A 14,085-nucleotide genomic window follows, 5' to 3' on the forward strand; every position below is an offset into this window, starting at 1 on the left:
CCGGGGAAACTGCAATGTCGGAGAAAACACCCAGCAACTGGCAACAGGCCATAGAAGGCGAGTGGCACGGCTGCCCCTCGCTGTTCGAACACGATGGCACCTGGGTCGGCACCAACAAGGTCAGTCGCGCTAGTGAATTCAAGGACGGGCGCACTACTTACTGGATGGATACCCGCTTTGATGCCAGCGGGCCACTGATGGACCGCTTTGAAATCGGGGCGCGAATGGAGTTTGGCGTCATCGACTCCGACCAGGACCGTATCTATACCGGGCCTGACTTTGTCGGCTCGGGGCGTCCCTATGGCTTGCTGGTAGACTCCAATTACTACTCACCCGGCTGGAACGTTAACCTGCGCACCGTGAATCACGTGGTGCCCGAACTGGGCATGCAGGTGTACAGTTCCCAGTTATTCGAGGCCGATACGCTAGTTGGGGTATTCAACGGCCTTTACGTGGTAACCCAGGATCACGACAGCAACCCGGACACTCAGCGCCGGGTCGCCGACTGGATCAGCAAGGAAAAACTGGACGGCAAGAAACCTTTCAACCTGCCGGTCAAGCACGAGGGCGTCTATCGCGGTGAGTTTGAAGTGTATGACGCGAACCAGCAGTTGGTTGGCAGCAACCGCGTTACCGTGCACCATCGTCCGGTCAACCTGCTGCATTCAGAGCAGACCATCGAGCTTGAAGGCGTGATCAATCGCAAGTGGACAGCGCTGCGCACGCGCACTGGCAACCAGCAGCAATTCCACGGTCCGGACCTGTTTGGCAACGGCAAGTCCTATGGACGCTACCTCTACTCAGTGCGCCATGTCTATGGCGAGGCGCTGAAGATATGGTCGCGGGAGACCGTGGTCGACGACGATCACACTCTGGTCTGCGTATGGCAGTTCCTGGCGTCGCAGCGGGAGCAGTACACCACCTTTGGCGTGCTGCGCTTCGAGCCGGGCGAAAACGTGCTCGCCGCCACCTACGTCGAGTAAGCGCCAGCGCCGCGAAAGCGGGCTGGCCAGCGCCCCTGCAAGTGATTACTATGGCCTGCTCAGCTACCAGGGAAGCGCAACGTGAGCCCGCATTCAGCCCAGCCTCTGACCATTTTTTCCGGCCTGACCGCTGCCGAACGCAAACGTCTGGACGGCTTGGCCAGCAGCCGCCTGTTGGACGCTGGAAATTACCTGTTCCACCAGCACACGCCTTCACAAAACGTTTACGTATTGGAAAGCGGCATACTGATGATGGAGCGCTCTTCTTCCACGGGCCGGCGCCAGGTGATGGCTTTCATGCAGCCTGGCAATTTCATCGGCATTCCCCACAACCAACACTACGACTATACCGTCTCGGCACTGACCGCCTCGCGCGTCCGCGAAATGCCACTCAAGGCCTTCGTGCAATTACAGGACGAGATACCCACGCTGAAGGAAAATGTCCGCGGCATCGGCGGCAACATCCTCGCCCATACCCTGGACCAGGTGTTTGCCCTGGGCCAGAAGAAGGCCCACGAGCGCGTTTGCTTCCTGCTCAAACAGCTTTCGGATCGCGCCGCGATTCCCGGCGCCAGCACCATCGAACTGGTAATGACGCGCCAGGATATCGCCGACTACCTGGGCCTGACCATCGAAACCGTCAGCCGTGCCTTTGGCAAGTTGAAGCGCGAGGGCGTAATCGCAATCTACTCGGCGCACAAGGTCGAAATTCTCGACACCGAGGCTGTAGAGGAAATGGCGCTGGCAGACTGAGCCATGCCCTAGGGGCCGAGAAATGCGCGCACTGCTGCGCCCATCTCGCGGCTGGTTGCGGCCACGGCTGCATCCCCCTGCACCCAGTCATACCAGCCTTGCGCCAGCGGATACGCCTGCAGTGGGTTCTCCTCGCCGAACAGCGGACCGAGCATGCCGACAAAATCCATCTGCGGTGCCAGGGCGATGTCGCCAAGGTGCAGCCCGCGCCCGCGGAAATCGGGCAGCGTGTCAAGCAGGCGTTCAAAGCGCGCCAGTTCCTGGTGCAGCCCCGCCATCGCCTGCGCTGCCGACTCCGGGTCCGTCTCGCCCGGCGTAGTAATCAGCTGGAACAGCGGGAACAGTCCGCCGGGCGACAGACAGGTGTCGCCGTAGCGCACCAGCAACTGCATCTGCGCGCGGGCCAGGGGCGTGTCCGGACTCAGTCCGGCACCGGCGACAGCGTCGAGGTACTCCATGATCACCCAGGAATCGGGTATCTGGGTGCCGTCGTCCAGTTCCAGCACTGGAATCTTGCCCATGGGATAGCGTTGCAGGAAGGCCTCGGTGCGCAGCGCCGCTTCCGGGGCCACAATCGCCACGTCAAGTTGCGCCTTGCGAATCAGGGCGCGCACGCGACTGGCGTAGGGGGAGTGATTGAGATTGTGCAGCTTCATATACTGTCTCCGGACAGGATTGCAAACAGGTTGACGAGCATAAGTGGATCCCGACATGGATAACAAGACGAAGCAGGAAAACAGCACCAATAAGCACGCGTTCACGCTACGGGAACGACTGGCCACGCCGGAACTGCTCCCGGTTCCCGGCATCTACGACGGCCTGTCGGCACTGTTGGTGGAACAGGCGGGCTTCGAGGCTGCCTTCCTGTCCGGCGCCTGCCTCGCCTTCGCCCGCTTCGGGCGACCGGATATGGGACTGGTGAGCGCGAGCGAATTGCGCGACACGGTTGCCATCATTCGGGACCGCATTGCCATTCCACTTATCGTCGACATAGATACCGGTTTTGGCAACGCACTCAACGTACAGCGCACTGTTCGCGAACTCGAGCGCGCCGGTGCCAGTGCCATGCAACTGGAGGACCAGTGCGCGCCCAAACGCTGCGGGCACATGGCAGGCAAAACAGTGATCAGCCGTGACGAAATGGTTGGCAAGATAAAGGCTGCGCTGGACGCGCGCACCTCCGAGGCAACGCTGCTGATTGCACGCACGGATGCGCTCGGCGTCAACGGCTTCGACGAGGCCCTGGACCGGGCAGAGCACTATCTCGAGGCGGGTGCGGACGCGCTGTTCATCGAGGCGCCTGCCAGCGTCGGGGAAATGCGCACTATCGGCGAGCGCTTCTGCAAGCGTTGCCCGCTGGTACATAATCTGGTCGAGGGCAGCAACACGCCAATTGAGTCCCCGCAGGAACTGGCGGCGCTTGGCTATCGTGTGGCCCTGTATCCCGCAGCAATGCTGCATCGCACCACGCCAGTGGCCAGGCAGTTACTGACCCACTTGCGCGCGTCCGGTACCACCCTGGCGCTGCGCGATACGATGTATAGCCTGGACGACATGAATCACTTGCTCGGCGCACCGGAACTGTTGGCCGCCGGCAAATATTATGACGCTGGTGAGTGATCGGCAATCACAAGGCTGCCGCGAAAGCTGACTGGCGGTGCCTGCTGCCACGATACTGCGGGGGTACCCCGCCCCCGGGAAAGGGAAAAGCGAGGTGGCCCCCGCCTCAGGCAGACTTATCATCAGCGTTTACCACATTGAGGCCCTTACGTGTGGGCGGCACCAGCGGCACCGTGTCCAGTGCCCAGCGCAGGTCCGGGTTGGTGCGACGGGCCGGTGACGGAATGGTGAAGACCTTTTCCTGCAGGTATGGCTGCATGGCGACACTGTCGATTTTCCAGCCCTTTTCTTCAACATGCACCTTGCGCACCTTGCGCCAGGCGCCCATGAACTTGTCCTGCTCCACCGACACCTCACTTTCCAGCGACTCCGGCAGGTAGTGTGGCGACAGAGCCTCGACGATCTCGGCGTCTTCCTGGAAGACCTTCTGTGTGCGCTTCACCGAGCCCTTGTCGAAGATACCCCACTTGAAGAAATTGCGAACCTGCACCACAAAGGAACGTGTGGTGTGCTCGTCCACGGGGGTGTTGGCATCAAAGATGATCATCTCCATCCACGAGTTCACCTGGATGTGCAGGCGAACGGTGTGGCCGGAGAGGAAAAAGCCGGGATGCACGTGGGTTTCCGCCTTGTCGCGCCGGGCGAAGCGCATCAACCCGAGATTGCCCTCCGGCGGGGGCGGATACAGCACGCAGGAGGACGAGCCGGAAATGTCTGTGCGCTCCATCGTGGCGATGTGGTTCTTGGCGGCCATTTCTCGATAGCCAAAGCCAGGATGAACGAATGAGGTGTGCGCTATGTCGATACCATTCTCAACCACCCGACTGACATCGGCGTTCCAGTTGAACTCCGTATAGATCGGCCGCCAGTTATCGCGATCATCGTATTCCGGAAACGGCGGGATGGGATAGCGCTCGGATTCTTCGAGGTCGCCCATAAACACCCAGATCATGCCGTAGCGCTCCTCGGTGGGATAGGCATCGATACGGGCGCGTTCGGGTGTTTCGGCACCCTCGCCACGCGAGGGTATGAACTGCACCTTGCCTTCCGGATCAAACTCCCAGCCGTGATAGGGACAGGCCACGCAATCGCGCTCGGTGGTCCAGCCATTGGATAGGGAACCACCGCGATGGATGCAGATATCTGACAGGCAATGCACCTTGCCCTTGCTGTCGCGAAACAGCACGAAGTTCTGGCCAAGCAGCCGCGTCCGCACCGGCTTGTCCTTGACCGCCTCAGACCACTCAGCCACGTACCACAGGTTAATAAGCACCTATAAACCCTCCATTTAAACTTATGCTTTACATGGTGTTACGCCGTGCCGGTTTAAACGGATCAGCGGCGTGCGAAATTACTCTTTTTTTTTGTCGGTCGGTGAACCGTGCGCTACAGCTTCGCCGTATATTCTGGCAAATCACCTGCTGGAGAAAAAACCATGTTCCGTTACTTCATCCCTGCACTGGCTGCGTTCGCTATGACTCTGGGCCTGCCCAACCTCGCACGCGCTGAAGCGTCTGCTGAAACTGCGACCCTGATTGTGTACCGCGCTGAGGAGTCCTTCGATACTGAACGCCTGCGCTTTGACCTGCACGCCAACGATCACTTCATGGGCCGCATGAAGGCGGAAGGCGCCACCGTGCTCACCGCTCCTGCAGGCTCTTACACGCTCGACACATCCTTGCCGGGCGCAGAGCCCATCACGGTTGAGCTGAAGCCGGGCGCTACCCACTACGTGCATTCGCGTCTTGACCTGCGCGGGAACACAGTGAAAGTGGAAATGGTGGAAGTGGCTGAGCAGGTGGCGCGCACCCACGGCGCCGCAGACCGCGCTGGCACCATCTAACCTACCGTATTCCAGGTCCCCTCCCCTCCGGGCGCTTCGGCGCCCTTTTTTATTCCCCCCAGGCATTGCAGCCACACACAAACCTGTTCACAAACACATTTCGGCCTGGCCGCTGCACAGGCCCTGGCATCCGTACTGTTTTCGGCTATTGGATATAATGACATAATGTTATATCTTTTCCCAATAGGCAATATCAGGAGCCAGTTGTGCAGACATCGAGCAAGACCGCCCGGGAGATATATCAGGACGTTATCAACAATCCAGCCCGCAAACGCTTTGGCTTTGGCAACAAGGCGGTGCTGGTGAATATCGACCTGCAAAAGGCCTATACCCGCACCGACCTGTTTGCCACCGCCTATGAAACGGACCCGGGGCAACTGCAATACGTCAATGAACTTACCGCCGAATTTCGCCGCCTTGGCTGGCCAGTGGTGTGGACACATGTCGCCTATATGGATTCGGCAGAGGATGCTGGCATCTGGGGCACGCGCACTGATACGCCCGATTCACTGCAGAATATCAAGTTCGGCTCGGAGCGCAGCGAGTTCGATGAGCGCCTGGATATCGACTGTGAGCGGGATGTCATTTACCTGAAAAAAATGCCGTCCGCGTTCTTTGAGACCCAATTGCAATCCCTGCTGGTCTGGCACCAGGTCGACACCGTGGTGCTGACCGGAGGCTCGACGTCGGGCTGCATCCGCGCCACCGCTGTAGACAGCCTCTCGCGCGGTTACCGCACTATCGTGCCGGAGGAGTGCGTTGCCGACAAGCACGAGAGCTACCACTTCGCCAATCTCACCGACCTGGCGCTGAAGTACGCCGATGTACTGGGCGTGGAAGAGGTCAAGGCATGGCTGGCGGCGCAACAATGAAGGCAGATCCCGGTTTTTACGACTACTGGCCCTACGACAAGCGGCCCAAACTAAACTGGCCCGGGGGCGCGCGCGTGGCGTTCTGGGTGGCGCCCAACATAGAGTTTTACGAACTGGACCCGCCGGCCAACCCCCACCGCAAGGCCTGGCCACAACCCTACCCCGCGATACCCGGCTACAGCATTCGCGACTACGGCAATCGGGTGGGCCATGCCCGGCAGATGTCCGTGCTGGACCGCTACGGTATCCGCGGCTCCATTTCCCTGTCCACGGCGCTGTGCGACCATCACCCGGAGATCATTGCCCAGTGCGCGGAACGCGACTGGGAATTTTTCAGCCACGGCATCTACAACACCCGCTACACCTACGGCATGAGCGAGACGCAGGAGCGCGACATGATTCACGACGCCATGGTCAGCATCAAGCAGCATACCGGCCAGGACTGCGCCGGCTATCTCGCACCGGCCCTGTCTCACTCGGAACTGACGCTGGACCTGTTCGCCGAGGTCGGCACCGAACTGGCTGGCGACAGTGCCGGTTTCTACACCTGCGACCTGTTTCACGACGACCAGCCCACGCCGATAAACCTGCGCAGCGGCAAGCGTTTCGCATCCATACCCTACTCGCTGGAGATGAATGACACCATCGCTTACGTGGTCAACAAGATCGAACCGCGTCGCTATGGCCAGATGCTGAAGGAGAATTTCGACCGGCTTTACCAGGAAGGCGCGGACTCCGGTACAGTGATGTGCATTCCCACCCACAACTACCAGGTCAGCTGTCCGCATCGCCTGAAGGCATTCGAAGAAGCGCTGGAATACATCACCGGACACAGCGACGTATGGGTAACGACCGGCCGTGAAATCGCCCGGTATTTCATCGACAACCATTACGACACGGCGCAGGCCTCAATTGCCGCGCCGAGCGGAGAGTACTGAGCCATGGCGCTGGACAAGGAGCACCTGGAATATCCCCATCGCCGCTACGGCATGGACCATGATCGCTACGACTGGAGCATGCTCAGCGAGCGCCGGGCTGTCACCTGGCCAGAGGGCAAACGGCTGGCGCTGTGGATCAACGTGGGATTGCAGTTCTATCCCCTCAACCAGCGCGGCACACCCTTCGCGGTTCCCGGCGGCATGACCATGCCCTACCCCGATCTGCGTCACTATTCGCTGCGCGACTATGGCAACCGTGTCGGCATCTATCGCTTTCTCCAGGCCTTTGATCGCTTCGGCGTGAAAGCGACCTTTGCCATGAATACCGAGTTGGCCGAGCGCACTCCCCAACTGCTGGCACGCATCTGCGACCGCGGTGACGAAATTCTCTGCCATGGCTGGAACATGGACAGCCTGCACTATGGCGGGCAGGACCCGGCAGAGGAAGCCAGCCTGATACAACGCTCGCTTGATCGACTGCGGGCGCTTTCCGGCCAAGACATCACGGGCTGGATCAGCCCGGCCCGCAACGAGAGCGCAAAAACACCCGACTTACTGGCGCAACACGGCGTGCGCTACTTCTGCGACTGGGTCAATGACGATATGCCCTATCGTTTTCGCACCGAACAGGGCGAACTGGTGGCCATGCCGCTGTCCAACGAACTGGAAGATCGCTTCGTACTGATGAACAACCTGCACTCCGAGCAGTCGTGGCTGGAGCAGGTCTGTGATGCCGCAGACTTTCTGCTGGCCGAAGCGCAGTCCGGCGGCGGGCGTATTCTGGGCCTCAATATCCACCCCTGGATGCTAGGACAGCCCCACCGCATCGGCAAACTGGAAGCGGCGCTGGAGTACATCAGCGCATTGCCCGGCGTCTGGAACGCGTCGGCCAGCGATATTCTGACCTGTTGGCAGCACCAGCAGGCGACACACTAACGGCAGGAATCAGCAACCATGGAATCCATTTCGGATCTGTTTGGCGAAGCACAGCTGGCGGCCCTCAACCAGGACGCGCCAACCCCCTTATATTTCCGGCTGTACCGCCTGCTCAAGGACGCCATTCTCAACGGCACCATGGCACACGGTGCGCAGATGCCGACCGAGCAACAGTTGGCAGAAAATTTTGCTGTCTCACGCATCACCGCCAAACGCGCCATGGACGAACTGGCCGCGGAAGGCCTGGTGGAGCGACGGCGAGGCAAGGGCACTCACGTCATTTACGAATACGAGCCGCAGCCGCTAAAAGCCCCCCTGGTGGGCATGCTGCAGGAAATCGAGAGCATGGCGCGGCGCTCGGAAGTGAAAGTACTGGAGTGCCAACGCTCGCGCCCTCCAGCCAGCGTCCGCGATATGCTCGGGCTGGATGAGAAAGACAAGGCCCTGCACCTGCTGCGTGTGCGCTCGCGTGAAGGCCTGCCCTTCGGCTACTACGCCAGTTGGACAAGCCGCCTGGATAAACCCGTCAGCAAGCGCGATTTCGCCCGCGCGCCACGGCTACAGATCTTTCGCAAGCAGGGTCTGGAACTGTCCCATGTTATTCAGACCATCGGCGCGGTAGCGGCCACGCAGGAACTGGCGCAGCACCTCGACACCAGTCCGGGCGCACCGCTACTCAGCCTGGTGCGCCAGTCCTTTATCAGCGAGGACGACGAGGAAAAGCTGGTCGACTACCTGGAAGTGTTCTACCACCCGGATCGTTTCCAGTACCGCATGGACCTCAATCTGGATGACACCGAGTGAGGCCTATGCACCTGCTTACTGTGCCGTTGCCGGGCGGAACCCTTTCGGCAGCCCCGCTTCCGGCGTAAAGCCATACAACTCCACTTCCGGTAGTGCCCCGGCCAGCACCTGCCTCGCTGCGAACAGGCGCGCAAAATTGATGCCGGTGCGCAGACCCATACTCTCAAGCAGGAACACCAGGTCTTCGGTGACGATGTTGCCACTGGCGCCGGGGGCGAAGGGGCAACCGCCGATGCCACCCATGCTGGCGTCGATGGTGGTCAGCCCGGCATCCAGCGCTGCCATGACATTGGCGAAACCCTGGCCACGGGTATTGTGCAGGTGCACGCCGGTGAGCTTGTCCCTGCCGAGCAGTCGGTGAATTGCCCGGATGTAGTCACGCACTTGCGTGGGGCTGGCGAAGCCCGTGGTATCAGACAGGCCCACTTCGTCGCAGCCTGCTGCCACCAGTTTCTCCGCCATCTCCATCACCTTGCGCTCGGGGACCTCTCCCTCCAGGGTGCAGCCAAAGGCGGTGGACAGCGAACCTTCCAGCTTCGGGCGCTGGCCCGCCGGCAAGGCGTCGATGGCGGCACGAATGTCGCGCACTTCCTGCAGCACCTGTGCATGCGTGCACCGCAGGTTCTTCAGGCTGTGGGTCTCGCTCACAGAGAGCGGCACGGTCATCTTGTCCGGGCCCACCGCAAGGGCATCCTGTGCACCGCGCAGGTTGGGCACCAGTACCGCCACCGCCAGCCCGTCGATGGAACTGGCGTGTGCCACCAGCTCGGCAGTGTCCGCCAGTTGCGGCAGCACCCTGGCCGGCACGAATGAACCCACCTCGATCTCCGGTATGCCCGCCGCCGCCAGTGCGGAAATCCAGTCTTTCTTGGCCGTGGTGGACATAATCGGGCGGATACTCTGCAGGCCGTCCCGGGGACCCACCTCACTGATTTCTATGTCGATAGCAGGCAATTGCACGCTCCCGAAGCAGCGGCTGCGGTGCCGGCCGGCGCTTCATTGATTTGATATAATGATATATCATATTATCATTTAAAGTTTCACTCGATTCAAGGAAACCAAGCACCCATGACAGAGCGCGCCCAGCCCCTCGCGGGCCTCAAGGTTGTCGAATTTACCCACATGGTAATGGGCCCCACCGCCGGCCTGATCCTCGCCGACCTCGGTGCCGACGTCATCAAGGTGGAACCGCTGAAGGGTGACAATACGCGTCGGCTCAAGGGTTCCGGCGGCGGTTACTTCGCCATGTACAACCGCAATAAAAGCAGCCTGTGCCTGGACCTCAAATCCGCTGACGGCCTGGCAGCGGCGCAGGACATCGTCAGCCGCAGCGATATCGTCATCGAGAATTTTCGTCCCGGGGCCATGGACAAGATCGGGCTTGGCTATGAAGCCCTGTGTGCGGACAACCCGGGCCTGATCTATTTGTCCCTCAAGGGTTTTCTCTCCGGCCCCTATGCACACCGCACGGCACTGGACGAGGTTGCGCAGATGATGGGCGGGCTGGCATACATGACCGGGCTGCCCGATCGCCCCATGCGCGCCGGCAGCTCAGTCATCGACATCACCGGCGGCATGTTCGGCGTGATCGCAATTCTGTCCGCCCTGGAGGAGCGCCATCGCACCGGGAAGGGGCGCCACGTGACCAGTTCCCTGTTCGAAACCACCGCCTTCATGGTTGGGCAACACATCGCCCAGCAAGGTGTGCTTGGCGAAGAGCCGCCACCGATGACGGTGCGGCGCAGCGCCTGGTCGGTGTATGACATTTTCTACACGAGGGACGGCAGCAGGGTGTTCGTGGGCGTGGTCAGCGACAGCCTGTGGCAGCGTTTCTGCGAGGAGTTTGGCTTTGACGAATGGGCAGCGGACCGCAGGCTGGATAGCAATAACGAGCGCGTACAGCATCGGGATACGCTGATTCCCGGCATCCAGGCTTTGTTCGACACAATGACCCGGGAACAGTTAATGGAACGCCTGGACCGGGCCGGCGTACCTTTCGCCCCGATCAACAAACCCATCGACCTGGTGGACGACCCGCACATGAACGCCGGCGCGCTGCTGGAGGTGACGCTCAACAATGGCGACAGCATCAAACTGCCGGCGCTGCCGGTGGAGTTTGACGGCGCCAGGACCGGACTCTACCGTGACATACCCACACCGGGCGCAGGCGCCCGCGAGCACCTGCGCAAGCTCGGACTGGCCGAGGAACAGGTACAGCAACTTATCAACAGCGGCGCCATGATCGCCGAGTGAGTCGCCCCGGACGCTAGTAGAGCCAGGGGCGTTGGCGGCGGCGCGCCTCGTGAAAAGCCTCGATGACCGGCTGGCGCGTCTGCGTCAGGGCGATGGCATCCAACCCTTCCACCAGCATCTGCCTGGCGCCGGCCTCGATGTCGAAAGCGTAGTGTTGCCCATCAGCTGTCACGCGCTGCGCAGGCAAATCGATCAACACCCGGTTAACCGCAGGATTCTGCTCTACCCAGCGGGCAATGGTCTCGATCTGTGACGCATCCAGCACCAGTGGCAGCAGACCGTTGCGCACACAGTTATTTGCGAATATGGCGCCAAAACCGGGGGCGATAATGGCGCGGATACCAAATTCCCTGAGCGCCCACACCGCGTGTTCCCGCGAGGAGCCGCAACCGAAGTTGGGCCCGGAAAGAATAATGCTGGCGCCCCGGTACTCCGGCCGGTTGAGGACGAATGCCGGCGCCTCCTCACGTGTGCCTTCTCCGATGTAACGCCAACCGGCGAATAAACCTTCCCCCAGCCCCTGTTTGGAAACGCGTTTCATCTCCCGCGATGGAATAATGGCGTCGGTATCCACATTGGCGCGCAACAACGGCGCAGCCACGCCGTGGAGTTGTTCGAACTTTTCCATCACTGCGACAACATCTCCCGTGGGTCGGTGATCACGCCGGTTACCGCGGAGGCGGCCACCGTAGCCGGGCTGGCAAGATGGGTACGCGTTTGCGGCCCCTGCCGCGACTCAAAATTGCGGTTGGTCGTGCTCACCACACGCTGCTGGAACCCGAAGTGTTCACCGCCGGCATAAAAACACATGGAGCAGCCCGATGCTCGCCACTCGAAGCCGGCGGCTCTGAACACCTGGTCCAGGCCTTCTCGCTCCGCCTGCGCCCTGACCTGCATGGAACCGGGCACGCAGATGGCGCGCAGACCAGGACGCACACGGCGACCGCGCAAAACGGCGGCGGCGAGACGCAGGTCGCTGATGCGGGCGTTGGTGCAGGAACCGATAAAGGCGCAGTCAATGGGCGTTCCTGCGATGGCCGCACCCGCCTCCAGCCCCATGTAGTCGAGGGCCCTGGCGCGACCGGCAGCATCACCTGCGTCCGTGCTGGCGTCGTCCGCGCTTACGGCGTCCGTGCTTACGGCGTCCGTGCTTACGACGTCCGTGCTTACGGCAGCCGGCACGCGAGCGGTCACATCCACGACATGCTGCGGGCTGGTGCCCCAGGTCACCTGCGGCTGGATATTGCCGCAGTCCACCTCCAGTTCGGCATCGAACACGGCGTCAGCGTCGCTGTACAGTGTGCGCCAGTAGGCCTCGGCAGCCGTCCAGTGCTCACCCCGGGGGGCGTAGGGCCTGCCCTGCAGATAAGCCAGCGTAGCCGCGTCGGGAGCGATCAGCCCCGTGAAGGCGGAAAACTCTACCGCCATGTTGCACAGGGTCATACGCGCTTCCATATCCAGCGCCTGCACAGCCGGCCCCGAGAACTCGACGGCGCAGCCGCTACCACCAGCGGCGCCATGGCGACCGATGAGGTAGAGGATCATATCCTTGGCGGTGACGCCGGGCTGTAGTTCGCCGGTAAAACGCACGCGCATACTGCGTGGACGCTTCACGCGCAGTGTCTTGGTCACCAGGGCATGCTCTGCTTCACTGGAGCCGATACCCCAGGCCAGCGCACCCAGGGCGCCCTGGGTACAGGTGTGACTGTCGGGACACACCAGCGTCAACCCCGGCTGGGCAATACCCTGCTCCGGTGACACCACGTGCACAATTCCCTGGCGCGGGTCATCGAGGTCGAACAGGTTGAGCCCCGCTGCCTGCGCACCCTCCCGCGTGGCGACGATGAAGTCGCGGCCGCTGGGCATGGTGGTGTCGTCGCTGCGATCCGGGTAGGTGTCAACGATATGGTCCATGCAGCAGAACACCTGCTGCGGGCAAAACACGCGGCGTCCCGCAGCGGCGAGGCTGGACAGCGCGATAGAGCCGGTGCGTTCATGCAGGAAGACGCGATCAATATAGATCAGGTCAGTGCCATCCGGTTGCTGCTCCACCAGGTGTTCCTGCCAGAGTTTGTCAAACAGGGTAAGTCCCATGAGTCCTGTACTTCTATGCTTCTGTGCTGCGGAGCTTGAACGGGGCGGCCACATTGCCGCACCCGCCTAATTGTTATATAAATATAGCATTATATCTTAAGCCATTGAATGCACTCATGCGCACGCCTCCCCTGCTCGGCCCGGTAGCCCTCTGTACCATCGTCGCCAACGAAGGCAAGGCGGCCTGTGCGGCTTATACCCGCTGGATGCACCAGAGTGTGGTGGAACAGGGGGTACTGGATCACGACACAGCCGCGGCCCTTGGCCTCCGCACACTGGCTGGCAATCCCTGTTGGCTGCTGGCCAACGCCACAGGGCGCGCCTGGCTGCTGATTGTGGAAGCGCCGGAAGCACCGGAGCGCGACCCCCTGCACAGCTTCGGCTGGATGGCCATGGAGGTACTGGTCGCCGACGTGGACGACCTCGCCGCCAGCCTGTCCGGATCGCCCTTTACCCTGCTGCGAGCGCCGGCGGACCTCGACGTATCTGACAGCATTCGCGCCTGCCAGGTGCGCGGACCGGCCGGCGAGGTCCTCTACCTGACCCGGATCAGCGGCGAAGTCGCCCCCTTTGACCTGCCCCGCTGCGAAGCCGCGGTCGATCACCTGTTTATACCAGTACTGTCGACGCCATCGCGGGACTGCAGCCTCGCGGACTACGCCGCCATCAGCGGCAACGAGGGGCTGCGCTTTGACACGCGCATCACCGTGGTCAACCAGGCCAGAAGCTTTGAGCTGAATCGACGCCATGCCGTCGCCACATTGCAGTTGGCTGGCCAGGCGCTGATCGAGATCGATCAGATCGCCGGCACCAGGGACGCCGGTGCCGGCCCTCATACCGGTGTCGCCAATATCGCGTTTTTCTGCCAGCTGGCAGCGGATGCAGCAGCCCATTCACACACCAGCGGCCCCTTCGCCGGCTATCGCACCAGCGCCCGCGCCGGCAGCGGCGGCGAAGACTTTACCCTGGTCCACCGTTAGGAACGCATA

Annotated in this window: 15 protein-coding genes; 10 read left to right on the forward strand and 5 right to left on the reverse strand. The window is 61.5% G+C overall.

The features are described from left to right. Positions 1-14 precede the first annotated feature (14 nt). The gene (locus tag F0M18_RS06140; protein WP_149610519.1) at positions 15-983 is read left to right on the forward strand and encodes a hypothetical protein; all 969 of its coding nucleotides are present in this window, start codon (positions 15-17) and stop codon (positions 981-983) included. Positions 984-1,064: 81 nt separating this feature from the next. Further along, complete coding sequence (locus tag F0M18_RS06145) at positions 1,065-1,736, forward strand: Crp/Fnr family transcriptional regulator (protein WP_149610520.1); 672 nt, start codon at positions 1,065-1,067, stop codon at positions 1,734-1,736. An 8-nt stretch (positions 1,737-1,744) separates the two neighbouring features. On the opposite strand, the gene F0M18_RS06150 is transcribed toward F0M18_RS06145, so the two are convergent. Then, on the reverse strand, positions 1,745-2,392 hold the full coding sequence (locus tag F0M18_RS06150; protein WP_188109613.1) for a glutathione S-transferase family protein: 648 nt from the start codon (positions 2,390-2,392) through the stop codon (positions 1,745-1,747). Between the two features lie 55 nt (positions 2,393-2,447). Here F0M18_RS06150 and F0M18_RS06155 point away from each other — a divergent pair, with 55 nt between their 5' ends. After that, positions 2,448-3,356: an isocitrate lyase/PEP mutase family protein gene (locus tag F0M18_RS06155; protein ID WP_149610522.1), complete on the forward strand. Its 909-nt coding sequence runs from the start codon at positions 2,448-2,450 to the stop codon at positions 3,354-3,356. Between the two features lie 106 nt (positions 3,357-3,462). On the opposite strand, the gene F0M18_RS06160 is transcribed toward F0M18_RS06155, so the two are convergent. Then, complete coding sequence (locus F0M18_RS06160; protein ID WP_149610523.1) at positions 3,463-4,629, reverse strand: aromatic ring-hydroxylating dioxygenase subunit alpha; 1,167 nt, start codon at positions 4,627-4,629, stop codon at positions 3,463-3,465. A 162-nt stretch (positions 4,630-4,791) separates the two neighbouring features. Here F0M18_RS06160 and F0M18_RS06165 point away from each other — a divergent pair, with 162 nt between their 5' ends. The 5 genes from F0M18_RS06165 (at position 4,792) to F0M18_RS06185 (ending at position 8,749) form a co-directional block, all read left to right on the forward strand. Continuing rightward, entirely contained in the window at positions 4,792-5,199 is a 408-nt protein-coding gene (locus tag F0M18_RS06165; RefSeq protein WP_149610524.1) for a hypothetical protein, read from the forward strand. A gap of 206 nt (positions 5,200-5,405) precedes the next feature. Beyond that, positions 5,406-6,071 (forward strand): isochorismatase family protein, encoded by a 666-nt coding sequence (locus F0M18_RS06170; RefSeq protein ID WP_149610525.1) that lies wholly within the window; start codon positions 5,406-5,408, stop codon positions 6,069-6,071. Continuing rightward, positions 6,068-7,009, forward strand: a complete 942-nt coding sequence (locus tag F0M18_RS06175; RefSeq protein WP_149610526.1) for a polysaccharide deacetylase family protein — start codon at positions 6,068-6,070, stop codon at positions 7,007-7,009. Before F0M18_RS06170 ends, F0M18_RS06175 begins: the two co-directional genes overlap by 4 nt. A 3-nt stretch (positions 7,010-7,012) precedes the next feature. Continuing rightward, a complete protein-coding gene (locus F0M18_RS06180) occupies positions 7,013-7,945 on the forward strand; it encodes a polysaccharide deacetylase family protein (protein ID WP_149610527.1) in 933 nt (310 codons plus the stop codon). An 18-nt stretch (positions 7,946-7,963) separates the two neighbouring features. Then, the gene (locus F0M18_RS06185) at positions 7,964-8,749 is read left to right on the forward strand and encodes a GntR family transcriptional regulator (RefSeq protein WP_188109614.1); all 786 of its coding nucleotides are present in this window, start codon (positions 7,964-7,966) and stop codon (positions 8,747-8,749) included. 15 nt (positions 8,750-8,764) lie between these two features. Here the strand turns inward: F0M18_RS06185 and F0M18_RS06190 are convergent, their stop codons facing one another. Next, the gene (locus tag F0M18_RS06190) at positions 8,765-9,703 is read right to left on the reverse strand and encodes a hydroxymethylglutaryl-CoA lyase (protein ID WP_149610528.1); all 939 of its coding nucleotides are present in this window, start codon (positions 9,701-9,703) and stop codon (positions 8,765-8,767) included. 114 nt (positions 9,704-9,817) lie between these two features. On the opposite strand from F0M18_RS06190, the gene F0M18_RS06195 reads away from it, so the two are divergent. Beyond that, positions 9,818-11,002: a CaiB/BaiF CoA transferase family protein gene (locus F0M18_RS06195; protein WP_149610529.1), complete on the forward strand. Its 1,185-nt coding sequence runs from the start codon at positions 9,818-9,820 to the stop codon at positions 11,000-11,002. 13 nt (positions 11,003-11,015) lie between these two features. Here F0M18_RS06195 and leuD read toward each other — a convergent pair whose 3' ends face one another. Then, positions 11,016-11,630, reverse strand: coding sequence for a 3-isopropylmalate dehydratase small subunit (gene leuD / locus F0M18_RS06200; RefSeq protein WP_149610530.1), 615 nt, complete (start codon positions 11,628-11,630; stop codon positions 11,016-11,018). After that, positions 11,630-13,096 (reverse strand): 3-isopropylmalate dehydratase large subunit, encoded by a 1,467-nt coding sequence (locus tag F0M18_RS06205; RefSeq protein WP_149610531.1) that lies wholly within the window; start codon positions 13,094-13,096, stop codon positions 11,630-11,632. Before F0M18_RS06205 ends, leuD begins: the two co-directional genes overlap by 1 nt. Before the next feature lie 116 nt (positions 13,097-13,212). Between F0M18_RS06205 and F0M18_RS06210 the strand changes: the two genes are divergently transcribed. Further along, on the forward strand, positions 13,213-14,076 hold the full coding sequence (locus tag F0M18_RS06210) for a hypothetical protein (protein ID WP_149610532.1): 864 nt from the start codon (positions 13,213-13,215) through the stop codon (positions 14,074-14,076). Positions 14,077-14,085: the final 9 nt, after the last annotated feature.

Origin of the sequence: Pseudohalioglobus sediminis, from assembly GCF_008370495.1 — a bacterium.
Lineage (GTDB): Bacteria > Pseudomonadota > Gammaproteobacteria > Pseudomonadales > Halieaceae > Halioglobus.

Bases quoted from the DNA above. Each gene is read 5' to 3' on its own strand.
- F0M18_RS06140 (WP_149610519.1), top strand. From the start codon at position 15: ATGTCGGAGAAAACACCCAGCAACTGGCAACAGGCCATAGAAGGCGAG.
- F0M18_RS06150 (WP_188109613.1), bottom strand. From the start codon at position 2,392: ATGAAGCTGCACAATCTCAATCACTCCCCCTACGCCAGTCGCGTGCGC.
- F0M18_RS06155 (WP_149610522.1), top strand. From the start codon at position 2,448: ATGGATAACAAGACGAAGCAGGAAAACAGCACCAATAAGCACGCGTTC.
- F0M18_RS06165 (WP_149610524.1), top strand. From the start codon at position 4,792: ATGTTCCGTTACTTCATCCCTGCACTGGCTGCGTTCGCTATGACTCTG.
- F0M18_RS06175 (WP_149610526.1), top strand. From the start codon at position 6,068: ATGAAGGCAGATCCCGGTTTTTACGACTACTGGCCCTACGACAAGCGG.
- F0M18_RS06180 (WP_149610527.1), top strand. From the start codon at position 7,013: ATGGCGCTGGACAAGGAGCACCTGGAATATCCCCATCGCCGCTACGGC.
- F0M18_RS06185 (WP_188109614.1), top strand. From the start codon at position 7,964: ATGGAATCCATTTCGGATCTGTTTGGCGAAGCACAGCTGGCGGCCCTC.
- F0M18_RS06195 (WP_149610529.1), top strand. From the start codon at position 9,818: ATGACAGAGCGCGCCCAGCCCCTCGCGGGCCTCAAGGTTGTCGAATTT.
- leuD (WP_149610530.1), bottom strand. From the start codon at position 11,630: ATGGAAAAGTTCGAACAACTCCACGGCGTGGCTGCGCCGTTGTTGCGC.
- F0M18_RS06205 (WP_149610531.1), bottom strand. From the start codon at position 13,096: ATGGGACTTACCCTGTTTGACAAACTCTGGCAGGAACACCTGGTGGAG.
- F0M18_RS06210 (WP_149610532.1), top strand. From the start codon at position 13,213: ATGCGCACGCCTCCCCTGCTCGGCCCGGTAGCCCTCTGTACCATCGTC.